This window comes from Pseudomonas allokribbensis, from assembly GCF_014863605.1.
Taxonomy (GTDB): Bacteria; Pseudomonadota; Gammaproteobacteria; order Pseudomonadales; family Pseudomonadaceae; genus Aquipseudomonas; species Aquipseudomonas allokribbensis.
Window position 1 is genome coordinate 4966935 of the sequence record NZ_CP062252.1, and the last position, 22210, is coordinate 4989144.

The 22210-nt window shown below is 56.6% G+C and carries 26 protein-coding genes, 5 tRNA genes and 1 riboswitch; of the genes, 15 read left to right on the top strand and 16 right to left on the bottom strand.

The window, feature by feature from the left end; genetic code table 11:
• Positions 1-71: 71 nt before the first annotated feature.
• The 8 genes from IF199_RS22695 (at position 72) to IF199_RS22730 (ending at position 4045) form a co-directional block, all read left to right on the top strand.
• The gene (locus IF199_RS22695; protein WP_192558764.1) at positions 72-404 is read left to right on the top strand and encodes a DUF7957 family protein; all 333 of its coding nucleotides are present in this window, start codon (positions 72-74) and stop codon (positions 402-404) included.
• Between the two features lie 585 nt (positions 405-989).
• The gene (locus IF199_RS22700) at positions 990-1166 is read left to right on the top strand and encodes a hypothetical protein (RefSeq protein WP_164486614.1); all 177 of its coding nucleotides are present in this window, start codon (positions 990-992) and stop codon (positions 1164-1166) included.
• Positions 1163-1579: a DUF5681 domain-containing protein gene (locus IF199_RS22705; protein ID WP_192558765.1), complete on the top strand. Its 417-nt coding sequence runs from the start codon at positions 1163-1165 to the stop codon at positions 1577-1579. Before IF199_RS22700 ends, IF199_RS22705 begins: the two co-directional genes overlap by 4 nt.
• Positions 1576-2007 carry a hypothetical protein gene (locus IF199_RS22710; protein WP_192558766.1) on the top strand — a complete coding sequence of 144 codons (432 nt, stop codon included), beginning with the start codon at positions 1576-1578 and terminating at the stop codon, positions 2005-2007. The genes IF199_RS22705 and IF199_RS22710 overlap by 4 nt, the downstream gene beginning before the upstream one ends.
• On the top strand, positions 1994-2212 hold the full coding sequence (locus IF199_RS22715; RefSeq protein WP_192558767.1) for a hypothetical protein: 219 nt from the start codon (positions 1994-1996) through the stop codon (positions 2210-2212). Before IF199_RS22710 ends, IF199_RS22715 begins: the two co-directional genes overlap by 14 nt.
• A complete protein-coding gene (locus IF199_RS22720; protein WP_244142411.1) occupies positions 2209-2979 on the top strand; it encodes a hypothetical protein in 771 nt (256 codons plus the stop codon). Before IF199_RS22715 ends, IF199_RS22720 begins: the two co-directional genes overlap by 4 nt.
• A gap of 115 nt (positions 2980-3094) precedes the next feature.
• Positions 3095-3457 (top strand): hypothetical protein, encoded by a 363-nt coding sequence (locus tag IF199_RS22725; protein WP_192558768.1) that lies wholly within the window; start codon positions 3095-3097, stop codon positions 3455-3457.
• A gap of 9 nt (positions 3458-3466) precedes the next feature.
• Complete coding sequence (locus tag IF199_RS22730; RefSeq protein WP_192560994.1) at positions 3467-4045, top strand: tail assembly protein; 579 nt, start codon at positions 3467-3469, stop codon at positions 4043-4045.
• Positions 4046-4060: 15 nt separating this feature from the next.
• Here IF199_RS22730 and IF199_RS22735 read toward each other — a convergent pair whose 3' ends face one another.
• Entirely contained in the window at positions 4061-4966 is a 906-nt protein-coding gene (locus tag IF199_RS22735) for a DUF4435 domain-containing protein (RefSeq protein ID WP_192558769.1), read from the bottom strand.
• An 8-nt stretch (positions 4967-4974) separates the two neighbouring features.
• Positions 4975-6288 carry an AAA family ATPase gene (locus IF199_RS22740; protein ID WP_192558770.1) on the bottom strand — a complete coding sequence of 438 codons (1314 nt, stop codon included), beginning with the start codon at positions 6286-6288 and terminating at the stop codon, positions 4975-4977.
• A gap of 200 nt (positions 6289-6488) precedes the next feature.
• Here IF199_RS22740 and IF199_RS22745 point away from each other — a divergent pair, with 200 nt between their 5' ends.
• Positions 6489-7109 carry a recombinase family protein gene (locus IF199_RS22745; RefSeq protein ID WP_192558771.1) on the top strand — a complete coding sequence of 207 codons (621 nt, stop codon included), beginning with the start codon at positions 6489-6491 and terminating at the stop codon, positions 7107-7109.
• Between the two features lie 97 nt (positions 7110-7206).
• Positions 7207-7719 carry a hypothetical protein gene (locus tag IF199_RS22750; RefSeq protein ID WP_192558772.1) on the top strand — a complete coding sequence of 171 codons (513 nt, stop codon included), beginning with the start codon at positions 7207-7209 and terminating at the stop codon, positions 7717-7719.
• Between the two features lie 137 nt (positions 7720-7856).
• Here IF199_RS22750 and IF199_RS22755 read toward each other — a convergent pair.
• A tRNA-Arg gene (locus tag IF199_RS22755) sits at positions 7857-7933 on the bottom strand.
• 283 nt (positions 7934-8216) lie between these two features.
• Between IF199_RS22755 and IF199_RS22760 the strand changes: the two genes are divergently transcribed.
• Both IF199_RS22760 and IF199_RS22765 read left to right on the top strand, forming a co-directional pair.
• Positions 8217-8447: a hypothetical protein gene (locus tag IF199_RS22760; RefSeq protein ID WP_192558773.1), complete on the top strand. Its 231-nt coding sequence runs from the start codon at positions 8217-8219 to the stop codon at positions 8445-8447.
• A gap of 19 nt (positions 8448-8466) precedes the next feature.
• Positions 8467-8646, top strand: a complete 180-nt coding sequence (locus tag IF199_RS22765; RefSeq protein ID WP_096818082.1) for a PA3371 family protein — start codon at positions 8467-8469, stop codon at positions 8644-8646.
• Here the strand turns inward: IF199_RS22765 and phnN are convergent.
• Positions 8621-9190: a phosphonate metabolism protein/1,5-bisphosphokinase (PRPP-forming) PhnN gene (gene phnN / locus IF199_RS22770; RefSeq protein WP_192558774.1), complete on the bottom strand. Its 570-nt coding sequence runs from the start codon at positions 9188-9190 to the stop codon at positions 8621-8623. The genes IF199_RS22765 and phnN overlap by 26 nt on opposite strands.
• Before the next feature lie 389 nt (positions 9191-9579).
• On the opposite strand from phnN, the gene IF199_RS22775 reads away from it, so the two are divergent.
• On the top strand, positions 9580-9906 hold the full coding sequence (locus tag IF199_RS22775) for an Arc family DNA-binding protein (protein WP_003178899.1): 327 nt from the start codon (positions 9580-9582) through the stop codon (positions 9904-9906).
• A gap of 114 nt (positions 9907-10020) precedes the next feature.
• Here the strand turns inward: IF199_RS22775 and mgtE are convergent, their stop codons facing one another.
• Positions 10021-11463 (bottom strand): magnesium transporter, encoded by a 1443-nt coding sequence (mgtE, locus tag IF199_RS22780; RefSeq protein WP_085730362.1) that lies wholly within the window; start codon positions 11461-11463, stop codon positions 10021-10023.
• Between the two features lie 319 nt (positions 11464-11782).
• On the opposite strand from mgtE, the gene IF199_RS22785 reads away from it, so the two are divergent.
• Positions 11783-12301, top strand: a complete 519-nt coding sequence (locus IF199_RS22785) for a cell envelope protein SmpA (RefSeq protein WP_192560995.1) — start codon at positions 11783-11785, stop codon at positions 12299-12301.
• A 19-nt stretch (positions 12302-12320) separates the two neighbouring features.
• Here the strand turns inward: IF199_RS22785 and IF199_RS22790 are convergent.
• The 8 genes from IF199_RS22790 to ltaE all read right to left on the bottom strand — a co-directional run bounded on the left by IF199_RS22790 (position 12321) and on the right by ltaE (position 18433).
• A tRNA-Arg gene (locus tag IF199_RS22790) sits at positions 12321-12397 on the bottom strand.
• A 72-nt stretch (positions 12398-12469) separates the two neighbouring features.
• A tRNA-Arg gene (locus tag IF199_RS22795) sits at positions 12470-12546 on the bottom strand.
• A 72-nt stretch (positions 12547-12618) separates the two neighbouring features.
• A tRNA-Arg gene (locus IF199_RS22800) sits at positions 12619-12695 on the bottom strand.
• A gap of 107 nt (positions 12696-12802) precedes the next feature.
• Positions 12803-12893, bottom strand: a tRNA-Ser gene (locus tag IF199_RS22805).
• Positions 12894-12955: 62 nt separating this feature from the next.
• Positions 12956-13144, bottom strand: a complete 189-nt coding sequence (csrA, locus tag IF199_RS22810) for a carbon storage regulator CsrA (RefSeq protein ID WP_002554426.1) — start codon at positions 13142-13144, stop codon at positions 12956-12958.
• Between the two features lie 187 nt (positions 13145-13331).
• Positions 13332-14573, bottom strand: coding sequence for an aspartate kinase (locus IF199_RS22815; protein ID WP_096818090.1), 1242 nt, complete (start codon positions 14571-14573; stop codon positions 13332-13334).
• Positions 14574-14663: 90 nt separating this feature from the next.
• A complete protein-coding gene (alaS, locus tag IF199_RS22820) occupies positions 14664-17282 on the bottom strand; it encodes an alanine--tRNA ligase (protein ID WP_102621024.1) in 2619 nt (872 codons plus the stop codon).
• 146 nt (positions 17283-17428) lie between these two features.
• Positions 17429-18433: a low-specificity L-threonine aldolase gene (gene ltaE / locus IF199_RS22825; RefSeq protein ID WP_102621025.1), complete on the bottom strand. Its 1005-nt coding sequence runs from the start codon at positions 18431-18433 to the stop codon at positions 17429-17431.
• A 197-nt stretch (positions 18434-18630) separates the two neighbouring features.
• Positions 18631-18802, top strand: a riboswitch (FMN riboswitch).
• A gap of 102 nt (positions 18803-18904) precedes the next feature.
• On the opposite strand from ltaE, the gene IF199_RS22830 reads away from it, so the two are divergent.
• Positions 18905-19414: a 6,7-dimethyl-8-ribityllumazine synthase gene (locus IF199_RS22830; protein ID WP_011335530.1), complete on the top strand. Its 510-nt coding sequence runs from the start codon at positions 18905-18907 to the stop codon at positions 19412-19414.
• A gap of 43 nt (positions 19415-19457) precedes the next feature.
• On the opposite strand, the gene astE is transcribed toward IF199_RS22830, so the two are convergent.
• From astE to astB, 3 genes are all read right to left on the bottom strand, one after another.
• Positions 19458-20468, bottom strand: coding sequence for a succinylglutamate desuccinylase (gene astE, locus IF199_RS22835; RefSeq protein ID WP_192558775.1), 1011 nt, complete (start codon positions 20466-20468; stop codon positions 19458-19460).
• Between the two features lie 12 nt (positions 20469-20480).
• Positions 20481-20771, bottom strand: a complete 291-nt coding sequence (locus IF199_RS22840) for a topoisomerase II (RefSeq protein ID WP_192558776.1) — start codon at positions 20769-20771, stop codon at positions 20481-20483.
• 62 nt (positions 20772-20833) lie between these two features.
• Positions 20834-22180, bottom strand: coding sequence for an N-succinylarginine dihydrolase (gene astB, locus IF199_RS22845; protein ID WP_192558777.1), 1347 nt, complete (start codon positions 22178-22180; stop codon positions 20834-20836).
• Positions 22181-22210 lie beyond the last annotated feature (30 nt).

The window sequence follows — 22210 nt, forward strand, 5'->3', positions numbered from 1 at the left end:
AGGTTGGAGCACGCCACGATGACGCTCAATTATTACTGAGCATGGGGTAAGGAATGACAGGAATGGCCAGGATGCATCTCAACGTCGACCGCAAACACATTTTTGGCAACGGGGTAAGCTTTGAGGCTGAGTACCCAGTCCTTCAAGTGGTGCTGATCAACGAGCGAGTGATGGTGACATTCGACTGGATGGCCTTTGAGAGGGATATCCCTGCTCGAAACCTTTTCTGCTATGACAGGTCCGGCAACCTTTTATGGCGCGCGCCAGATATTGGGATGGGGATCGTGGATGCCTATACCGGCGTGACGAACGAGGAACCGCTGTGGGTTGGGAACTTCGCCGGCTTCAATTGCCGCATTGATGAAGCTTCTGGCCAGGTGCTAGAAACTCGCTTTACGAAATGAATGGCTCACATTTCAGCGATCCGTACCAATGTGGGATTTTTTCACTTTGCCCAGGCCGCGAAACTATAAGAGTTTCCCTGGGTTCGAAATTCCCACCGTTCAGAGGTATTTCACCAGTGGTGGAACACGCAGATTGAGGGGAGGTTTCCACTGACGGTGTAAACCTTTCCGTGCCAGATCAGAAGCTGGCCATCAGTACGCGACACGTTTTCATAATTCGCAAAACGTGTCGCGACACTTGCCTGAGTGGGATGGCAGATCCAGCCCCAATGAGGGTTGGATCGCTCAACGTCCCCCAGTGGGGAGTTTTCCTCAAATTGAGGAAATAAAAAGACCTCGGGTAATCCCCCAACCTGCACCGCAGGATCAATGACTGGGCTGAAATCTCAGCCATGTATCACTTTGCCTACCTACGACTTACTGCAACAAAAATATCCCCTTCCGCTCCGTCAAATCCAACTATTTCAGTCCCGTTTAATCCAGTTTCGTGTAGCACCTTAGGTGCACCTAAAAAACACTGGATATAAGACCAGATCATGCCTAATGTGGGTTTGAAGCAAGTTCAAATCCACTCGAGGCCATCCCATGAACACAGCCAAGACCGCTCGAGGTCGACAACATAAACCGACTCGCTCAGAGGTGGCCGCGGCGTGGGGCCGCCTGCGCGACGCTGCCAGCGAAGGAAGCATCCAAGCATCCGCCCTCCTCATCGCACTTGCGGAAAACAAACCGGTCATTGCCATGGAATCGCCCGCCGCATGACTGAACGCGACAAAAGCGGGAAATGGAAGCCCGGGCAATCAGGCAACCCAGGTGGACGCTCCGGGCAAACACAGGAGCTTCGCGCTCGACTTGCCGAGGGTGCTGACGCAGTTACCAAGAAGGTGCTCGCAGCTGCCAAGAAGGGCGATATGCAGGCCTGCCGATTGATCCTTGAGCGCCTTGTCCCGCCAATCAAACCGACCTCTGAGCCGGTGCAATTCGAACTCGACGACACGGACCTGCCGAGCGCAGCCAAATCAATCATGCGTGCTGTTGCCGGCGGACATCTCGCGCCCGACCAGGGCAAGTCGCTCATCGAAGGCTTGGGCGCCGTCGCCCGGGTGATCGAGGTCGCTGAGCTTCAAAAGGCCGTCGAAGAACTCCGCACGCAAATGGAGGGAATGCAGCAATGAGCATCAAGTCATTGAAAGCAGAACTGCATAGGATCGCCCAGAAGATCGGCGCCGCAGATGAAACTGTACTGCTGATTGTGCTCGCGGTGATCCGAGCGAATACCAGAGAGCCCCAAGCGGAAAAAGGCTTTCCGAAAACCGCTGGGCACCAGGTCGACTATCGAATTCAGGGACAAAACGTATCGCTTTTCTTCCCCTTCGCAGAAATGGATAGCGACCAGGGTGAGCAAATGGCGAAGGCCATCATTCTCCACACCCGGCAGACAGAACGGGCCGGCCGTACACCTCAAGTCGGCGTACTCAATATGCGTGCTGCGCCCGAGGAAGGGGCTTGGATCGTTACGTGGCCTCCTGAAGGGATCACGGTTGAGCAGCACGCCGCAGAGCAATACCAGCGGATCGTGGAGGCGCGCAATGAACATCCGTAACCAAATCGCCCGCCTGAAGCAGACCGCCGGCGACTCGCAATTTAGCAGCGACGTTCGGCAGATCAGTCAGCTGATGGACGAGTTGAGCGCCGAAGCCGTCGGCGGTGCCGCCACCGGGGAAGCCTCTCTTCTCGAAATCTTCAACGCCACTTCGACCTCCGACCGCCCCACCCCGATCCCAAACAATCCAAAGGTAACTCAATGAAAATCGGCAAACGTTCAGTTCTCAAGGTCGGCCTGGCCAACCTTCACTACTCCGAATATGAGCACTCTCGTATTGAGGCTCACACCTTCTCTATTCAGCGTCCGGACGGGACCAAAGGTGTATGGCAAGCCGGTGGCTTGATGAAGTCCGCTCGCCAGCTCCAAACCCTAGCGCTGGAGACCTTCAAAGACTTCGGCGAAGAGATCGTCTCGATCCGGGAAAACAAAGATTTCAACTCGTCCGCGATCGAGCGCTTGAGCAAAGAGAAAATCGCAGGCGTGACAGACACCCTCCTTCCCGCAATGCAGTCGGTCGCGAAGGATATGCTCACCCTGGCCGAAACCGTCACCCAAGGCTTCTCCCCTGTCGCTCCTCGCGCGAGTAGCGATATCGCAGGCTTTCTCGCAGACCAAGAACTGAGAACCCTTGTGCGAGGCCTCAGTCCGGAAGAGCGCCGCAACCTCATGTCCGAAGCGCGCCAGGGTGGTCACCCCGATATCGTCGAAGCAGTGCTAAGAGCAAATCCGATGCTCTCTGGCCTCAACTCTGAAGCAGCAGCGAGCCTTTCCCGGGCGGGCATTGCCGCCTCTCGTGCAGATGACATTGACGTGCTCCGTCAAATGCTGGCCGTCTACGACGATGTGCTCGCCACCACTTCGCAGGTTGGCGTGTCACTTAGCGGCATGATTGCCAACTCCGCAGGCTATGCCGGCCGATTCGAAAAATGGCGATCCGGTTGTGAGGGCTCCGAAGCTTTGCGCGCTTAGCTGGACAAGATCCCGGCCCGAGGAAAACCAAAAGCAGCAGCGGAAGAATCCGAAGCCGCGTAAGCGGTCCGGCGTGCGGTCGTCACAGTTCGGCCGCCAACTAGGAGCAACTACCTTGACCACCTACCAACAGCGCTTCGCCGAGGCGTGCAAGACAACTTGCTTTGCGTCCTACCCACTCAAACAAGGTCCTGACTCCGGCTACGTGGTGTGGGATGTCCAGCACGTCCGCGACGGCCAGAAGGTGACCATTGACGGGCCGTTCTTCACTGAGGACGAAGCCCGGGTATCGGCCGATCTTTTGCGCGGTACCTTCCGCGGTGCCAGGGCCTATCAGGGAATCCATGACCGGATCTGGAACTACGACCCACGGCACGAGCAGGTGACGATCGACCAGGCTCGGATGTCGCGCTCGCTGCTCGCCATCCGACTGGGTGTTTCGATACCCAACAACAGCGCCCAGGGCGCCCAGGAGTAAACCGTGGCCATGACCACCGCCTACGGCACCAAAACCCGAATCCTACTGAGCGGATCGGCCGGCAAGCTATTCGGGCGTGAGCACATTTACGAACTCTCTACCGGCGACACGCGGGAGGCTGTGAAGGCTGTCGACGTCAATCACCCTGGGTTCGCGAAGTACCTCGCTGATGCGAAACGAAAGGGACTTGAGTTTGCGGTTTTCCGGAACCGGAAAAACATTGGCGAGAAGGGGCTAAAGATGGGTGGGGCTCAGGAGATCCGGATCATCCCTGTGATTGCAGGCAGCAAGCGCGCAGGCCTGTTTCAAACTGTGCTCGGAGTCGTTTTGATTGCTATGAGCTCTGTAACAAATGGCGCGACCCTGGCACCAGGTATCGCGCTAGCAGCGGGGGGAGTCATCCAGATGCTAAGCCCTCAGGCTACTGGTCTGAAGCAAAGCACATCTCCTGAGAACGCCCCGTCCTATGCATTCGGTAGCGCCAAGAACACCACCGCCAGCGGCAATCCGGTCCCGATCTGCATAGGTGAACGCCGGTGGGGTGGAATCATTATCTCTGCCTCTATCCATGCGGAGGATCGCCAATAACTCTCCATTAACCGCTTAGGCTGATCTTGAATCGAGCTCAGCCTCAGATGGGAGGATCTCAGGCATGTTTATGACCCTGCTGATTTCTTCTACTACTTCAGATAGCGGCTCTACGCTGCACTTCTTAGACATACGCATTTTCAAACTAATGTGGGGCATTTTCGCTGGAACGACAGTTTTCATCTTTAGAATTATCAGCGGAAGAGTAAAGTCTTTAGCAGAGACGTATGTTCTCACAAAACACTTTTCCGGATCTATCCTCGAATCAACATAGGCCAATGCACGGTCAACTTCAGCTTGCCCATGATATAAAACCAAGCTTTCTAAAATCTCATTTTTTACTTTATTTATTCTATCTTGGTCAACCTCTCCTGTTTGCCCATTACAAACAACACCATAACCTCGAGACACCGTCTGAACTCCCGAGTGCAAAAAGTGCGCCGCCGCGAATATACGAAACAAAGAACATAAAGATTCAGTAGATCGATCAAACCACCCATCAAAATCGAACCGCCCCCTTAAATCCTCCAAGGGTAAGTCACAATGCTCTTCATCCATAATTTCAACAAACGCAGCTTCATCGAGCAGAAAATTTTCAATACAGTAGCGAGGTAGGACCACTACATTACCAGGGAGCTCTTCTCGCTCACCCGCTAACATATATAGATCACCATCAACAACATATACTGCCGGTCTATCCCCGCCCGCCTCCAGCCTAGCTTTCGCAGCAGCTATGACGTCAACGCGCGCGCCCAATGGAAAGACCTTATCAAGTGCTATGCGACTAGACATCGCACGAGAAAACATCGCAGCGAATATCTTTCCATAACCAGGAGCCGTATCTTCAATATACAAATCAAAGTCATTGAAGCTTTCGTAAAAAACCGAGGAGGCAAATTTGGCCGCTTTACTTCTCTCCATTGCTCACCTCAGCCCAGACGAATGCAGTTATCAACGTGATACCCAACAATTTCCGGCGAATGGGTCGCAAAGATAAACTGGTTACTTTTTCCGCCTTTTATTAACGCATCAACCAACATTTCCTGCCAACGCATATGAAGCGAAATTTCCGGTTCATCAACGACGAAAGCACTGCGTTTACTGGAGCCAAAACGAGCATGGGCGATCAATATAAGCAGTTGCTTTTCACCCGAAGAGAGAAACTCCAACTCAACCGGCGATCCGTTTTGACTAATCTTTATCTTCCCGAGAGAGTCTACGAGTAGCTCTTTACGGGAGTGACGAAAAAATTCATTTACCGTATCGCAGAACTCTCTTATGGGTGCATAAAACTTTTCAGCTGATTTCTTCTGACGATCCATCTCGGCTAGAACCTTTTGAATACGACGAATCTGCGCCATATTCAGTAGCCATTCCAAACTCCAGGCTCCATCAGAGTCTTTTTCATCACCAGCGATAGCCACCATTTTCTCAAAAAACTTTTCAATCAGAACGGTAGTTTTTTCGGACCCACCTAAATCTCTAGCAAACTTCTCCAGCTCTTCACGCCGCTGCCTAAGGTCGGACATCTCCAAATAAGGTCTAGAATCATCAAGAAATTTTGGCTCGATCTCTACGTATTCGAACGTAGACTCGACAATGATATTCAACAGCCTATCCAACCTACCATCACTAGCACGACGATATTGCTTATATGCCGCCTGCACTAGTTGCTGACAATTATCTAGCCCATCCAAAATTTCTTTTCGGCGAGATCTCGCTTGAATACCGTCTTCATCACCGAAAACCTCATCACTAAGCAGGTCATCTTGGTAGTTTCCGAGTCGCCTCTCCAGCCCTAAAAACATTGGTCGCGTCCCACGTAAGAAGCCATGGAGCAGAGGACCGCCCGCTCGAATAATTTCTTGCCTATTGTCCTCTATATGACGACGACTACGACCGCCTGTAATAAAAGCTTGAATTCGACTCTCACTATTGCTGAACGCGGGTGAGACCGTATAAGAAAACTCCCAACCATTCAACCTGAATAACATTTTCTCCGGAGATGCATTGATGGCCAAGGTGTATTCCTCACCATCTTTTTCAACTTCTATCTTAAGACTGCTAAACTTAATATCCAGAAGAGATGCAATATCTATCGACAGAGCAGCCTGCATTAATCTTAGAGCGGTCGTTTTACCAGCCCCATTATTACCAACAAGAAAATTAATATCAGGCTTAAACTTTAAATTATAATCATAAAAATCATGAACTTTTCTCGCTGAAAAACTCTTGATAATCATACGCTCTTCCGTGAATTCAATGATATGAAGCAGTGTCTTATACAGATTAGCTGACTTTACAGTCTCTCCAGTCTGTAGCCAAGGGTATGCCTGAGCTGATACACGCAAATTCGTGTTTATTTGCGCATTACGCTTGATAAGTGACACTCATAGTGCAACAGTATTAGTAGAACACCTTAACTGATACGGACAAGCACATAATGTTCATCCGCGCATACCTCCGAGCATCAACCGAAGAGCAGGACGCCAGCCGCGCCCGGGCATCGCTCGAGCAATTCGCCACCGACCACAACAAGGTGATCGCGAGCGTGTACCTGGAGAACGCCAGTGGCGCGTCGGCAGATCGGCCTGAGCTGCTGCGCCTGCTCAAAGATGCGCGCAAGGGTGACGTGCTGCTGGTCGAGTCGATAGATCGCCTCTCGCGCCTCCCGGTGGAGGACTGGCAGAAGCTCAAGGCTGCGATCGACTCCAAAGGCTTGCGCATCGTCGCGCTCGATCTGCCGACCAGTCACCAAGGAATGCAGGACACTAAAGGCGACGAGTTCACCGGCCGGATGTTGGGCGCCATCAACTCGATGCTGGTGGAAATGATGGCGGCAATCGCGCGCAAGGATTACGAGCAGCGACGGGAGCGCCAGGCTCAGGGCATCGAAAAGGCAAAGGCCGCCGGCAAGTATCAGGGTCGTCCGGTGGACGCCGATCTACACAAGCGGGTTACAGAACTACTTGCTGCTGGCCTGGGAATCCGTGCAACCGCACGGCACGCGAACTGCTCAACCACGACGGTGCTGAGAATCAGGGATGCCGCAACCAAGTCCTAACGGCCTCCGCCGAGCAAATGCTGGCATTGAGCTACGCTTCTTCGACAATGGCTCACTTTCCTGTGCGCCAGTTTGGTCAAACAGTTGAGGGAGCGACATGGGACTGAATCAAAAGGATCTCAACCCCGAGATACGTCAATTGATGATTCAAGAGATAGATCACGATGGCCTGAATCTCTACAAAAGCTCTAATCTCAATGCCCAGGGAAGAATTGTCTGGTGCCAATTACTGAAGGAAGCGTCAGCCAACCATTCGGATGATTGGCTAGCGAATGAAATAGCTCGCCAACGACTGCTTAACGCGCACTATTTGCGACAAGGACGACCAGTTGCAATGCCCAGAGACGCCCACACAAAACTTGCGGAATGTGAGTTCAATCGCTTTTTCATGCGCGGAATTTGCGTAAAGGCGATTCAATTAGGAGTTCCGGCAGTTGTGGGCTATCGAGCAAGAGCATCGTCGAACCCCAGGCCGGAATCCATAGCGATCATCGGCAAGAGATTCGCCCCCCAAGAACTTCTTGATCGGCTTCGTTCTGCTATCGGTGCTGATACCCCATTCGGATATCCAGGTAGCGCCAACTCCGGCCTTTCGGTTGAATTCGCATAAATCTGAACCAACAAAAAGCCCCGCTAAGCGAGTGCCTGAGCGGGGCTTTTTTTGCCTATAACATTCCTGTTGCACCCACCATGCACCCATGAGAGTTCAGCGAGAAAAACAGAAACTGCTAGAGACCTTGATTTATATGGTGTCCCAGGGCAGGTTCGAACTGCCAACCTTCCCCTTAGGAGGGGGATGCTCTATCCAATTGAGCTACTGAGACACAGGACTGTCGGTGCGACAGACGGCGTGCATGTTAACGGCCAGGCCCTGATTTGTCATGTCGTCCGCAGGCTTTTTAAGTGTAGGCAGGCGCCCTGCAATGCAGTCGGACGTTTTATCGTGCAATTTGCACCCCTCCAAAAAGCCATCATTGCAGAATGCAATCCACGCCCTGCTAAAAACCCTGCTAAATGCTTGTTTTTAAAGGACTTGTCAGCGGTTAGACTAGTGGCACGACGGCTGCTTCAGTCATTCTTATAAAAGAACAACTGGAGAACCGCCTCATGAACCGCGTCCTCTTGCTCGCCAACGCAATCGCCCTGACGGTTCTGGTGGGGTTTCAATTCGTTCCCCAGCAAACTGAAGCAGTGGCACAGCGCGTGCCGCACTACCTGCAAGTGCAGAAGGCGCCACAGTGGGCGGTGCTGAGCGATCAGCGCGGCGGTGTTGCGCAAGATGTCAGCGAGTCAGATCAGGCACAGACGACACCGATGTCCGAACGCCTGGTGTTTTGAATCATTTTCGGAGTACAGCATGTCCAAATCCGCCCTGGGGTTGTTGATCCTCGCTTTCTTGAGCGGTGTTCTGCATTTCTCGCTGTTCGAAGAGACGGAAATCTCTTTGCCCCTGATTGGCTGCGGCGTTTTCGCTGTGCTGTTTACGCTGGCCCTGGTTGCCGGGCGCAAGATCAAGTTTGATCCGGTACTGCGTTGAGCCTGACCAGATCCAGCAGATGACCAACGGCATCGGCCAGGTCGCCCGAGTTGTCGATCAGATGCACAGTCATGTCAGTTGAACGCCGCTCCTTGAACAGCGCATTGCGAGCGAGCCTGGCATCGATCTGTTCAAGCGTCTCCCGGCCACGCCTGAGCAAGCGCTCACGCAACACATCATCGCGAACTGTCAGCAACACTGGCACCAATGTCGGGTAGCCTTCCAGCGCTTGTCGAAGGTTCGCCCGAGAGCCGTTGACCAGCACATGCTTCCCGGCTTTCAACCATTGGTCCATTTCCACCGGAATTCCGTAAGAGAGGCCGTTGGCTTGCCACGCGAGAGAAAAATCCCCGGCGCGCTGACGCTGTTCGAACTCTTGCGGCGTCACACCGATCGCATCCTCGCCCACCGATTCAGCCGAACGCGTGATCACCCGCCGCATCACTTCGCAGTTCAACGCACGTAATGGCTCACGCGCAGCCTCGATCAGACTGTCCTTGCCGGAACCGGATGGCCCCATGAGATAAATCAGCCTGCCATCCATCCTGAAAACGCCCTCCGGCGGGCATTTGCCCCTAGTAAATCGGCCATTTGCCACTATCCTGTACAAGGTAAGGAACAAGGATTCTAGCCGCATAGCATGCACGGTCTGACGTCTTCGGGCATCTGTTCGTGCGCTTCAGGACGCGGTCAGCGATACGGGCCGACGCATTCTTTTCAAACCAGTCCGCATTTCTGATAATTGGTGCTGGCATTACGCCTTTACCCGGATCAATATTTGTCACAGAATTGACGCCAATGATCTGGCAATTTTGAGGCATGATGCGAGCCTCTTAACAATTCAGGTTGAACCATTTGGCGCGGATGCTTGTCCTACGACTCATCCTGCGGCCAATCCCGAGAACCGCTCCCCTGAACTAACCGGTTAAATATATGCGCCCATTGAAACAGGCAATTTATTCCAGCCGTACGGCTGACAAGTTCGTCGTACGTCTGCCAGACGGAATGCGTGAACGCATTGCCGAGGTGGCTCGCAATCATCATCGCAGCATGAACTCCGAGATCATTGCGCGCCTTGAGCAGAGTCTTATTCAGGAAGGTGCACTGGGCGAAGAGCTGAGCATGCGCCTCGACAGCCCGGAGCTTTCGCTGCACGAACGCGAGTTGTTGCAACGCTTCCGTCAACTCTCCCATCGCCAGCAGAACGCGCTGGTTTCTCTGATCGCCCACGACGCCGAAATGGCCGCAGACGCATCCTGAGTCAAACCGAACATCTCAAGCCAGCATGAATGCTGGCTTTTTTTTGCTCGCCATTCTGGCTTTTCAAGGACGAAAAAAAGCCCGCCAATCGGCGGGCTGTTTCGATACGGACAATCAGAGCAGGAATATCGTCGCCAATCCCAGGAAGATAAAGAAACCACCACTGTCGGTCATGGCCGTGATCATCACGCTGGCCCCCATTGCCGGATCGCGCCCCATCTTCGCCAGGGTCATCGGGATCAACACCCCCATCAGCGCCGCCAGCAGCAGATTCAGCGTCATGGCAGCCGTCATCACGACGCCCAGCGACCAGCTGCCATACAGCAAGTAAGCCACCACGCCGATCACACCGCCCCAGACCAGGCCGTTGATCAACGCCACGGCGAGCTCCTTGCGCATCAGGCGCGAAGTGTTGCCGGTGCTGACCTGATCGAGCGCCATGGCGCGAACGATCATGGTGATCGTCTGGTTGCCGGAGTTGCCGCCAATGCCCGCCACAATCGGCATCAGGGCCGCCAATGCCACCAGCTTCTCGATCGAGCCCTCGAACAGACCGATCACCCGCGACGCGACGAATGCCGTGATCAGGTTGATCGCCAGCCACGCCCAACGGTTGCGCAGGGATTTCCAGACCGACGCGAAAATGTCTTCCTCTTCACGCAGACCCGCCATGTTGAGGACTTCACTTTCGCTCTCCTCACGAATCAGGTCGACCATTTCGTCGATGGTCAGACGGCCGATCAGCTTGCCGTTCTTGTCGACCACCGGGGCCGAGATCAAGTCGTAACGTTCGAACGCCTGAGCAGCGTCATAGGCGTCTTCGTCCGGGTGGAAACTCACCGGATCGCTGGCCATCACTTCGGAAACCTGTTTCTCCGGATCATTGACCAGCAAACGCTTGATCGGCAGCACGCCCTTGAGCACGCCGTCGTAATCGACCACGAACAGTTTGTCGGTATGGCCCGGCAGCTCTTTGAGGCGGCGCAGGTAACGCAGAACCACTTCGAGACTGACATCCTCACGGATGGTCACCATCTCGAAGTCCATCAGCGCACCGACCTGCTCCTCGTCATAGGAAAGGGCCGAACGCACACGCTCGCGTTGTTGCTGATCCAGGGTCTCCATCAGCTCATGGACGACGTCTCGCGGCAGCTCGGAGGCCAGGTCAGCAAGTTCGTCGGCATCCATGTCCTTGGCGGCAGCCAGGAGCTCGTGATCGTCCATGTCGGCGATCAGCGTTTCACGGACGGAGTCGGATACTTCGAGAAGAATGTCGCCGTCGCGATCAGCCTTGACCAACTGCCAGAGCGTCAGACGATCGTCCAGCGGCAGGGCTTCAAGAATGTAGGCAACGTCGGCGGAGTGCAGATCATCGAGCTTGCGTTGCAGCTCGACGAGATTTTGCCGGTGGACCAGGTTCTCGACCCGGTCATGATGTGCGCCTTCCTGGCGGTGAGTCAGGTCTTCGACGACCCGTTGGCGCTGCAGCAGCTCAACGACCTGAGCCAGGCGATCCTGCAGGCTTTCCTGTGTTTTCTTTACTTCGATTTCGGACATAGGCGAACTCCACTCCCAGCAGCGGGGCACGCCGGAAGGATCAATCAGTCAATTCATGATTGGTAAAACGGGGTACTGAGTAACTACTGGGTAAGTCCATGGAGGTATTCCATAAGCCCCGGCGGGGCTGACGGGCGCAATGATACACCGCCTGACGGTTTTAAACGTTAAAAATCTAGGCTGAAACAAGCGCTTGCGAGACAAACCTGAGCGCTGTCCTGACTCTTCAGACTGCGACGACTCATCCTGAAAAGAAAACACACCGGCGATGAAAAAACTGCCGGCTACGCTTGAGGAGGAACGTCATGGAGGACGCCGAATGCCATCGAAAACATCCCGACTCATGCTGACCACCCTGCTCTGCCTCCCACCCATAGGGAACGCAACGACACTTCATCGCTGCGAAGCCCCTGACGGCAGCCTCACCTTCACGACACTGAGCTGCGCGAACGATGAGCATCTTTCACTTCAGGAGGTACACCCCTACTCGCCTGGCTCGACAGTGGCACTGATGCCCGAAGCCCGGCACGAAGAAATATCCGGTATGAATATCAGAAAACGGGAAATGGCCATCGTCGGGCGCACCCAGGACAAATGCGGGGATCTGATCGACGCGCGACAGAAGCGCGAAGCAATCATCAATCAACGAATCATCGCCGGCATGAGCCAACAGGACGTTGAAAGCGCCCTGGGCAAACCCGACAAGGTGAGCATTCGCAATTCGGCTACGAGCTATCGTTACGACCTCAAGCGAGGTCGCAGTGCTCAAGTCGATTTTGATGAGAAAGGATGCGTGACGGGAAAAGCCAAATCCCGGACAGCAAAAAGCCCGCGTTAAACGCGGGCTTTCTGGTATATGGTGCACTCGACAGGATTCGAACCTGTGACCGCTCGGTTCGTAGCCGAGTACTCTATCCAGCTGAGCTACGAGTGCATTTTGTGTTTTTAAACCAGACCACAACTGGCTGAAGCCAAGTTACTTACATTGCTGCAACTAACTCTTAAATGGTGCACTCGACAGGATTCGAACCTGTGACCGCTCGGTTCGTAGCCGAGTACTCTATCCAGCTGAGCTACGAGTGCATTTGTGTTTGTTAGACCAGATCACACCTGGTTGAAGCCAAGTCATTTACATTGCTGCAATTGACTCTTAAATGGTGCACTCGACAGGATTCGAACCTGTGACCGCTCGGTTCGTAGCCGAGTACTCTATCCAGCTGAGCTACGAGTGCATTTGTTGCGCCGCATTATAGCCCGTCTAATCTCTATTCCAACCACTTTTTCTATTAATTTCAACAACTTACAGAAAAAGCCAGATTACAACGTACTAAGCAAATAATGGCGGAGAACGGGGGATTCGAACCCCCGACACCCTTGTGAGGTGTACTCCCTTAGCAGGGGAGCGCCTTCGGCCACTCGGCCAGCTCTCCGCAACACGGGGCGTATCTTAACCAACCTTTTCCCCGTTTGCAAACATAAAAATCAATAAAAATTAATGACTTGGTTCTTCGTCCTTCTCTTTCTTTATACGCAGGTAGATTTCCTCACGGTGCACGGCGACCTCTTTCGGGGCGTTGACGCCGATACGCACTTGATTTCCTTTGACGCCGAGCACGGTCACGGTGATTTCGCCATCACCGATAATCAGGCTTTCTGCGCACCGACGAGTCAGAATCAGCATACCTTTCTCCTCACGCGAATCATTTCAGGGACAACAGTCTGCAAAAAAAAGGCACCCGACCTACAACCGGAGCGATCGTAGCCCTACATGCCTGAGTATTGACCAGCGCGAGCAAAAGAACAGTTCAGGGCTCGCGCCATTCAAAAAATAAAGGGCGCGGTCAGACCGCGCCCTTCATTGACCAGGATTACTCGCCCTGACGGGCCGGAGCGTCCAGTTCGAAAGCCGTGTGCAGGGCGCGCACGGCCAGTTCCAGGTACTTCTCTTCAATCACCACGGAAACCTTGATTTCCGAAGTCGAGATCATCTGGATGTTGATGCTTTCCTTCGCCAGGGATTCGAACATGCGGCTGGCCACACCTGCGTGGGAACGCATGCCGACGCCGACGATCGAGACCTTGGCAATCTTGGTGTCGCCGACGACTTCACGGGCACCGATCTCGCGAGCGGTGTTTTCCAGCACGGTCTGTGCGGCCTGGTAATCATTGCGGTGCACGGTGAAGGTGAAGTCGGTGGTGTTATCGTGCGCGACGTTCTGCACGATCATGTCGACTTCGATGTTCGCGGCACTGATCGGGCCGAGAATCTTGAACGCCACGCCCGGGGTGTCTGGCACGCCACGGATGGTCAGCTTGGCTTCATCGCGGTTGAAAGCGATGCCGGAAATGATCGGCTGTTCCATGGTTTCCTCTTCATCAATAGTAATGAGGGTGCCCGGACCCTCCTTGAAGCTGTGCAGTACGCGCAGCGGAACGTTGTACTTGCCGGCGAACTCCACCGCGCGAATCTGCAGCACCTTGGAACCGAGGCTGGCCATTTCCAGCATCTCTTCGAAGGTGATCTTGTCCAGACGCTGAGCGACCGATACCACACGCGGGTCAGTGGTGTAGACACCATCGACGTCGGTGTAGATCTGGCATTCGTCAGCCTTCAACGCAGCGGCCAGCGCCACGCCGGTGGTGTCGGAACCACCACGACCCAGGGTCGTGATGTTGCCGTGCTCGTCGACGCCCTGGAAACCGGCGACCACAACCACGCGGCCGGCCTTCAGGTCGCCGCGAATCTTCTGGTCATCAATCTGCAAGATACGCGCTTTATTGTGCGCACTGTCCGTCAGGATCCGCACCTGATTACCGGTGTACGACACCGCTGGCACACCGCGCTTGATCAGCGCCATGGCCAACAGGGCAATCGTCACCTGCTCACCGGTGGAAACGATCACGTCCAGTTCACGCGGAACCGGTTGATCTTCGCCACTGATTTGCTTGGCCAGATCGATCAGACGGTTGGTTTCGCCGCTCATTGCAGACAGCACAACCACCAGGTCATCGCCGGCATCGCGGAATTTCTTAACCTTGTCGGCGACCTGCTCGATTCTCTCGACAGTGCCGACCGAGGTGCCTCCAAATTTCTGTACGATCAAAGCCATTTCAAAGCCGCCTCTGCCCATGAAGGGCGCCCAATAATCACTCAAACAGCCGCCGGGCCCGCCACTAGACTGCGGGCCCGACGGGCCGTCTTATAAACCCTGCTCGACGAATGGAACGGTCAGCGCCAGTGCGCCATCCAGTGCGCCGGCGTCGATACCGCCGCCCTGCGCCATGTCCGGACGACCACCGCCCTTCCCGCCCACTGCCGCAGCAGCCTGTTTCATCAAATCACCGGCTTTGAGTTGGCCAGTCAGGTCCTTGGTCACACCTGCAACCAGTACGACCTTTTCCTCATGGACACTGCCGAGCAGGATCACTGCGCGACCGAGTTTGTTTTTCAGCTGATCGACCAGCGCCAGCAGCGCCTTGCCGTCCTGCCCGTCCAGACGCACGGCCAGGACCTTCACGCCCTTGACGTCCACGGCCGAGGCCGACAGATCGTCGCCTGCGGCAGCAGCGGCCTTGGCCTGCAACTGCTCGAGCTGCTTTTCAAGCGCACGGTTGCGCTCCAGCACAGCCGACAGCTTGTCGATCAGGTTGTCGCGGCTGCCCTTGACCAGGCTGGCCGCTTCCTTGAGTTGTTCTTCCGCCGCGTTCAAGTAGGCCAGCGCCGCAGCGCCGGTAACCGCTTCGATACGACGCACACCCGATGCCACACCGCCTTCGCTGATGATTTTCAGCAGGCCGATGTCGCCGGTACGGTTGGCGTGGATACCGCCGCACAGCTCGACGGAGAAATCACCGCCCATGCTCAGCACGCGCACGTTGTCGCCGTACTTCTCGCCGAACAGCGCCATCGCGCCCTTCTGCTTGGCGGTTTCGATGTCGGTTTCTTCGGTTTCAACAGCGGAGTTCTTGCGGATCTCGGCGTTGACGATGTCTTCCAGCGCTTTGATTTGCTCAGGCTTGATCGCTTCAAAGTGGCTGAAGTCGAAGCGCAGGCGCTGGCTATCAACCAACGAACCTTTCTGTTGAACATGCTCACCCAGCACCTGACGCAATGCAGCGTGCAGCAAGTGGGTGGCCGAGTGGTTCAACGAAGTCGCATGACGCACCTCGGCATCCACGTGGGTTTCCACTGGTGCGCCGATGAGCAGGCTGCCGGACGCCAGCACGCCGTGGTGCAGGAACGCGCCGCCGGTCTTGGTGGTGTCGCGCACGTCGAAACGGCTGTTGCCGGCCTGCAGATAACCGCAGTCGCCCACCTGGCCGCCGGATTCAGCATAGAACGGCGTCTGATTCAGAACGATCACCGCCTCTTCGCCTTCATTCAAGACGTCAACCGACTGGCCATCTTTATAGATAGCGACAATTTTCGCCGAACCGCTGGTGTCGGTGTAACCGGTGAACTCGGTGGCCACATCGACCTTGACCAGCGTGTTGTAGTCCAGACCGAACGAACTGGCCGAACGTGCACGAACACGCTGGGCTTCCATCTCGCGTTCGAAACCGACTTCGTCGATGGTCAGGCTGCGCTCGCGAGCGATGTCCGCGGTCAGGTCCATCGGGAAACCGTAGGTGTCGTAGAGTTTGAACACCACGTCACCCGGCACCACAGTGCCTTTGAGCTCCAGCAGATCCTGCTCGAGGATCTTCAAGCCGTGATCCAGAGTCTTGGAGAACTGCTCTTCTTCAGCCTTGAGCACGCGCTCGATGTTGGATTGCTGCTTCTTCAGTTCCGGGAACGCTTCACCCATTTCGGCGACCAGCGCTGCAACGATCTTGTAGAAGAAGCTGCCGGTGGCGCCCAGCTTGTTACCGTGACGGCAGGCACGACGGATGATCCGGCGCAGCACGTAGCCACGGCCTTCGTTGGACGGCAGCACGCCGTCGGCGATCAGGAAACCGCACGAACGGATGTGGTCCGAAACAACCTTGAGCGACGACTGATCGCCATTTTCGCAGCCGATTGCTTCGGCCGATGCGCTCAGCAGGTTCTTGAACAGGTCGATTTCGTAGTTGGAATTGACGTGCTGCATCACCGCACTGATCCGCTCCAGGCCCATGCCGGTATCCACCGACGGCGCTGGCAACGGATGCAACACGCCGTCGGCGGTGCGGTTGAACTGCATGAACACGTTGTTCCAGATCTCGATGTAGCGGTCACCGTCTTCTTCCGGCGAGCCCGGAGGGCCGCCCCAGATGTGGTCGCCGTGATCGTAGAAAATCTCGGTGCATGGGCCGCACGGGCCGGTATCGCCCATGGTCCAGAAGTTGTCGGACGCGTAAGGCGCGCCTTTGTTGTCGCCGATGCGGATCATGCGCTCGACCGGCACACCGACTTGTTGGGTCCAGATGTCATACGCTTCGTCGTCGGAGGCGTAGACGGTGACCCAGAGCTTTTCCTTCGGCAGTTTCAGAACACCGGTCAGAAACGTCCAGGCGAAGGTAATCGCGTCGTGCTTGAAATAGTCACCGAAGCTGAAGTTACCCAGCATTTCGAAGAAGGTGTGGTGACGGGCGGTATAACCGACGTTTTCCAGGTCGCTGTTCTTGCCACCGGCACGCACGCATTTCTGGCTGCTGGTCGCACGGGTGTACGCGCGCTTTTCCTGGCCCAGGAAGCAGTCCTTGAACTGGTTCATCCCCGCGTTGGTGAACAGCAGGGTTGGGTCGTTGCCCGGAATCAAAGAGCTGGAGGCTACACGGGTGTGGCCTTGCTCTTCGAAGAAGCGAAGGAAGGCTTCACGGATTTCTGCGCTTTTCATTAGGTTCTTCCACGGAGGCTGCGGCCAAAGGCCTGTACGAAACGTCAACAGACGAAACGACGGCAAAGGGCCGCATTATATCGGCCCTGCGCGCGGGGTACAGCGTGTTTATACGATAGAAACGGTCAATTGAGGGGCTAACGCTGTCACTTGCGCGAAAACTCGACGAATGTCGCGATCACTTGCTCGATTTGCGAACGATTGACGTCCATGTGCGTGACCATCCGCAGACGGGCGGCAGCGCTCAATTTGATCCCGCGCTCGGCGGCAAACGCCTTGATCGCCTCGGCACGGTCGCCCATCTGCACGTAAACCATGTTGGTCTGCACCGGCTCGACGGTGAAACCGGCCGCACGCAGGCCTTCGGCCAGAAATTGCGCGTTGGCATGATCATCCGCCAGACGCTCGACGTGATGATCCAGCGCATATAACCCCGCCGCCGCCAGCAAGCCCGCCTGACGCATGCCGCCGCCGACCATCTTGCGCAGGCGCCGCGCCTTGCCGATCAACTCGACCGAACCGCACAGCACCGAGCCGACCGGTGCGCCGAGGCCTTTGGACAGGCACACCGACACCGAATCGAAGTGTTGCGTGATTTCCCGGGCATCGACCCCTAGCTTGACCGCCGCGTTGTACAGCCGCGCGCCGTCCAGATGCAGGGCCAGTCCGTTGTCCTGAGTGAACTGGCGAGCCCGGGCCAGATACTCCAGCGGCAGCACTTTGCCTTGCATGGTGTTTTCCAGCGCCAGCAGACGGGTGCGGGCGAAGTGAAAGTCGTCAGGCTTGATCGCCGCCGCCACCTGATCCAGGTCCAGCGAGCCATCGGCCTGCACTTCCAGCGGCTGCGGCTGGATCGAACCGAGTACCGCTGCGCCACCACCCTCGTACTTGTAGGTGTGCGCCTGCTGACCAACGATGTACTCGTCACCGCGTTCGCAATGCGCCATCAGCCCCAAGAGGTTGCTCATGGTGCCGGTCGGAACGAACAGCGCGGCGGCGAAACCCAGCCGTTTTGCCAGTTCGGCTTCCAGACGATTGACCGTCGGATCTTCGCCATACACATCATCACCGGTGGCCGCAGCGGTCATCGCGTCGAGCATGGCGGGAGTCGGTTGGGTGACGGTGTCGCTGCGAAGATCGATAACGCTCATGAACCTGGCCTCTAGTCAGCAGGGGAAATCCCTTTTCGTAGAGGAATTACTGCGGGCATGACGCGGATTAATCAACCCTCGCACAAGGAAAAGTCGTTTCCACGCTTCGAAAAATCCGATGGCAATCATCACAAAGGCGCAATGCACAGCCCGCCGATCTGTGTTAAAAACGCTGCGCCGCCCGAAAAAGGGTGGCGAAACGTTCTCAGGGCGGGGTGCAATTCCCCACCGGCGGTAATTGCGCGCAATGCGCATAGCCCGCGAGCGCTTGGTGTCAGGCACGGCAAAAGCCGTGAGCGGCGGCAAGGTCAGCAGACCCGGTGTGATTCCGGGGCCGACGGTCATAGTCCGGATGAAGAGAGAACGGGATTGACGCCAAAGGGCCGTCCGCCGTGTTCGCGCGAGCGTGCGTACCCTTGAATCCCTTTCGATTCATAACGCCCTGTTTTTCACACAAACAGGAGTCAGAACATGCAACCCACCGCTATCGACAGCAAAAGCAAACACACTCACGGCGAGCGCGTCGCGTTCATCCAGGCCTGCTGGCACAAGGAAATCGTCGACCAGAGCCGTAAAGGCTTCCTCGCCGAAATGATCGCCCAGGGCTATCAGGAATCGGACATCGATTTCTTCGAAGTCGGCGGCGCGTTTGAAATGCCCCTGCACGCCAAGCTGCTGGCCAAGACCGGCCGTTATGCCGGTATCGTCGCGGCCGCCCTGGTGGTGGACGGCGGGATCTACCGTCACGAATTCGTCGCCCAGTCGGTCGTCAGCGGCCTGATGCAGGTTCAGCTGGAAACCGAAGTGCCGGTGTTCTCGGTATCGCTGACCCCGCACCACTTCCATGCCGGCGAAGAACACCAGAAGTTCTTCTTCGAGCATTTCGTGCACAAGGGTCAGGAAGCGGCGAAGACTTGCGCGGATACGCTGCAGAAAGTGCGTGCGTTGCGCCGCACCGAGCCGCGCGCCGTAGCGGTCTGATGCAATAACGATCTCCCCCGCGCTGCGCGGGGGAGATTCAGGGTCAGGCCAACTGCGCGTCAGTGGTCGGCACAATCAAAATGCCCGCCCGCAGGCCGTTCTTGACCTTGGGATTGGGGAAGATGATCCGCGCGCCCTGCTCCTCGATGATCCAGCGGGTATTGGCCAGGTCTTCGGCCAGCACATAACCCACATCCAGTTCCGAAAAGTTTTCGATGTCCGCCGGCAGGTTCAGGCGGAACGCATCGCTGTGCTTGATGATTTCCCGGGCCACGCTGAACAGTTGCAGACCGTCCAGCCCCTGCTCGGCCATCTCCGGCTCGGTACCTTCGATGATCTGCTTCAGACGGGTTTCCAGCAGCGACACATTGACCCCGGCGTTCTGCCCGAACGGCCGCGCCTTGCCCAGTTCCAGGGTGAAGGACTCGGCACCGAGCTTGTCATAGGTGTAGGAGCTGAACACGATCGACGGCTTGTTCTGCAACAGCACCGCCTCCATGCCGGCCGCACGCAGACGGGACAGTTCAAGACGGGAATGCTGGCGACCCTCCTTCCACGGATACAGGGCGAACTGCTCGATCTTCGAACCGCGAATCGCCGTGTGCAGGTCGTAGTGCAGACGCTGACGATCCGGCACGCTGAAGAAGCTCGCCGCCAGGCGCTCCAGCTCGCAGGCGCGCAGGGCTTCGGAGCCGCTGCTTTGTTCGTGACGGCCGTTGAACAGCCGATTGACGTCCTGCTCGATGAAACGCTCGCCCTTGCGAATCGCTTCCGGGTTGCCGAACAGGAACAGAATGCGTGCGCGCGGCTTCAAGTCGCCGCGGGCGATGTCATGCAGCAACCGGTCGAGCAATTCGATCGGTGCCGTTTCGTTGCCGTGGATCCCTGCCGACAGCAGCAGGTCCAGGCCATTGTCGCGTGCTTCGGGTGGCCGGACTTCCAGCGCACCCTCGCTCAACCAGCGCATGCGCACGCCTTCGACAGTCAGTTGAGTCTTCTCCGCCGGTTCGCGGCCGGCGAGGGTCAGTTCAAGCAGTTTGCCGAGGGCGAGCATAGAGCGGTTTCCTTAGTGGTCGTGGTTGCAATCCGGGCCGTGCACGTGACCGTCATCGTCGCCGAGGTCAGCCGGTTCCATCTCCAGTTGCAGACTTACCAGATTAGTCGCCAATGGGCGCAACAGCAGGTTGGCGTATTCAGCGTCGCCTTCTTCGACGTCCACGCCGATCAACAGTTGGCCGCGGCCGTCCTGCTGGATCCACAGCTCTTTGCCTTGCCACATGACCGCGACGCGGGTGCAGGAAGTTTCCAGTTGCTTGCCGTCGGTGTCTTCAAGGATCAGCCGCAGGGAATCGCTCATGTCTTTTTTACGCTCTGTTGGGGTGACAAGCCGCGCGCCGCGTTCAGGCGGCGCGCCGGCCATCAATTGATCTGGAATGGATAAACCGCGCCCAGTTTAAGGATTTGCGTCAGTTCATCCAGTGCCGTCCGGCATTCAAGCAGCAATTGCGGGTCCGCCAGATCGCTTTCGCTCAGGCGGTCGCGGTAGTGCTTTTCAACCCATGCGGTCAACGAACCGTACAACGGGGCGGTCATGATAACCCCTGGGTTGACGGCCGCCAGCTCGGTTTCGTTGAGCGCGACGCGCAGTCGCAGGCACGCCGGGCCACCGCCGTTCTGCATGCTTTGCTTGAGGTCGAAGACTTTCACTTCGCGGATCAGGCCGCCGGAGCTGGTCAGGCCTTGCAGGTAGTTCCACACGCGCTCGTTGCCACGGCACTCTTCCGGCACGATCAGCAGCATCGAACCGTCAGGGCGCGACAGCAACTGGCTGTTGAACAGGTAGGAACGCACCGCGTCGTCCACGGTGACCGCCGAGCGTGGCACGCAGACCGACTGGAACTTGCCGCCGACCTTGGCCAGCTTGGTTTGCAACTCGGCCAGCATCTGCTCGGTGTCGAGGAACGCGTCCTCGTGATAGAACAGCACCTCGCCGTTGCCCACCGCGATCACGTCGTTGTGGAACACGCCTTGATCGATCACCGCCGGATTCTGCTGCGCGTAGACCACGCCTTCGTCGCGCAGGCCGTGCAGACGGGCAACTGCTTGCGAGGCTTCGAGGGTCTGGCGCGCCGGGTACTTTTGCGGCGCCGGGTAACGGGTGTCGAACGCACTGCGACCGAAGACGAAGAACTCGACGCCAGCCTCGCCGTACTCACGGCAGAAACGCGTGTGGTTGGCCGCGCCTTCGTCGCCGAACTGCGCCACCGCCGGCAATGCGGCGTGGTGAGCAAAGTGTTGCTGATCAGCGAACATCGCACCGAGCACGCGGCTGGTGGTCGGGTGCTCGATGCTGCGGTGATATTTGCAATTGAGGTTGGCGGCGGTGAAATGCACGCGACCGTCAGCGGTGTCGGCACTCGGGCTGACCGTGGCGGCGTTGGCCACCCACATGCTCGACGCCGAGCAGCTGGCGACCAGCAGCGGCATCGCGTCTTTTGCGGCGCGCTCGATGACCTGGGCGTCGGTGCCGCTGAAACCCAGACGGCGCAAAGCAGCCACGTCCGGACGCTCCTGCGGTGCGAGAACGCCCTGCTGAAAGCCCATTTCCATCAGCGCTTTCATTTTCGCCAGGCCTTGCAGCGCCGCTTCCTTCGGATTCGAGGACTGCTGGCTGTTGCTCTGGGACGCAACGTTGCCGTAGGACAGACCACCGTAGTTATGAGTCGGCCCCACTAGACCGTCAAAATTGACTTCAAAGGATTTCATCAGCGAGGCTCCACGAGAATCTGTTTTTAT

Coding starts and splice junctions, on each gene's coding strand:
- IF199_RS22695 (WP_192558764.1), top strand. CDS start 72: ATGCATCTCAACGTCGACCGCAAACACATTTTTGGCAACGGGGTAAGC.
- IF199_RS22715 (WP_192558767.1), top strand. CDS start 1,994: ATGAACATCCGTAACCAAATCGCCCGCCTGAAGCAGACCGCCGGCGAC.
- mgtE (WP_085730362.1), bottom strand. CDS start 11,463: ATGTCCGAAATCGAAGTAAAGAAAACACAGGAAAGCCTGCAGGATCGC.
- phnN (WP_192558774.1), bottom strand. CDS start 9,190: ATGGATGGCAGGCTGATTTATCTCATGGGGCCATCCGGTTCCGGCAAG.
- IF199_RS22745 (WP_192558771.1), top strand. CDS start 6,489: ATGTTCATCCGCGCATACCTCCGAGCATCAACCGAAGAGCAGGACGCC.
- IF199_RS22830 (WP_011335530.1), top strand. CDS start 18,905: ATGCAACCCACCGCTATCGACAGCAAAAGCAAACACACTCACGGCGAG.
- IF199_RS22740 (WP_192558770.1), bottom strand. CDS start 6,288: ATGATTATCAAGAGTTTTTCAGCGAGAAAAGTTCATGATTTTTATGAT.
- ltaE (WP_102621025.1), bottom strand. CDS start 18,433: ATGAGCGTTATCGATCTTCGCAGCGACACCGTCACCCAACCGACTCCC.
- IF199_RS22815 (WP_096818090.1), bottom strand. CDS start 14,573: ATGGCTTTGATCGTACAGAAATTTGGAGGCACCTCGGTCGGCACTGTC.
- IF199_RS22760 (WP_192558773.1), top strand. CDS start 8,217: ATGAACCGCGTCCTCTTGCTCGCCAACGCAATCGCCCTGACGGTTCTG.
- IF199_RS22750 (WP_192558772.1), top strand. CDS start 7,207: ATGGGACTGAATCAAAAGGATCTCAACCCCGAGATACGTCAATTGATG.
- IF199_RS22785 (WP_192560995.1), top strand. CDS start 11,783: ATGCCATCGAAAACATCCCGACTCATGCTGACCACCCTGCTCTGCCTC.
- IF199_RS22705 (WP_192558765.1), top strand. CDS start 1,163: ATGACTGAACGCGACAAAAGCGGGAAATGGAAGCCCGGGCAATCAGGC.
- IF199_RS22775 (WP_003178899.1), top strand. CDS start 9,580: ATGCGCCCATTGAAACAGGCAATTTATTCCAGCCGTACGGCTGACAAG.
- IF199_RS22735 (WP_192558769.1), bottom strand. CDS start 4,966: ATGGAGAGAAGTAAAGCGGCCAAATTTGCCTCCTCGGTTTTTTACGAA.
- alaS (WP_102621024.1), bottom strand. CDS start 17,282: ATGAAAAGCGCAGAAATCCGTGAAGCCTTCCTTCGCTTCTTCGAAGAG.
- IF199_RS22730 (WP_192560994.1), top strand. CDS start 3,467: ATGACCACCGCCTACGGCACCAAAACCCGAATCCTACTGAGCGGATCG.
- IF199_RS22720 (WP_244142411.1), top strand. CDS start 2,209: ATGAAAATCGGCAAACGTTCAGTTCTCAAGGTCGGCCTGGCCAACCTT.
- astB (WP_192558777.1), bottom strand. CDS start 22,180: ATGAAATCCTTTGAAGTCAATTTTGACGGTCTAGTGGGGCCGACTCAT.
- astE (WP_192558775.1), bottom strand. CDS start 20,468: ATGCTCGCCCTCGGCAAACTGCTTGAACTGACCCTCGCCGGCCGCGAA.
- csrA (WP_002554426.1), bottom strand. CDS start 13,144: ATGCTGATTCTGACTCGTCGGTGCGCAGAAAGCCTGATTATCGGTGAT.
- IF199_RS22840 (WP_192558776.1), bottom strand. CDS start 20,771: ATGAGCGATTCCCTGCGGCTGATCCTTGAAGACACCGACGGCAAGCAA.
- IF199_RS22710 (WP_192558766.1), top strand. CDS start 1,576: ATGAGCATCAAGTCATTGAAAGCAGAACTGCATAGGATCGCCCAGAAG.
- IF199_RS22765 (WP_096818082.1), top strand. CDS start 8,467: ATGTCCAAATCCGCCCTGGGGTTGTTGATCCTCGCTTTCTTGAGCGGT.
- IF199_RS22700 (WP_164486614.1), top strand. CDS start 990: ATGAACACAGCCAAGACCGCTCGAGGTCGACAACATAAACCGACTCGC.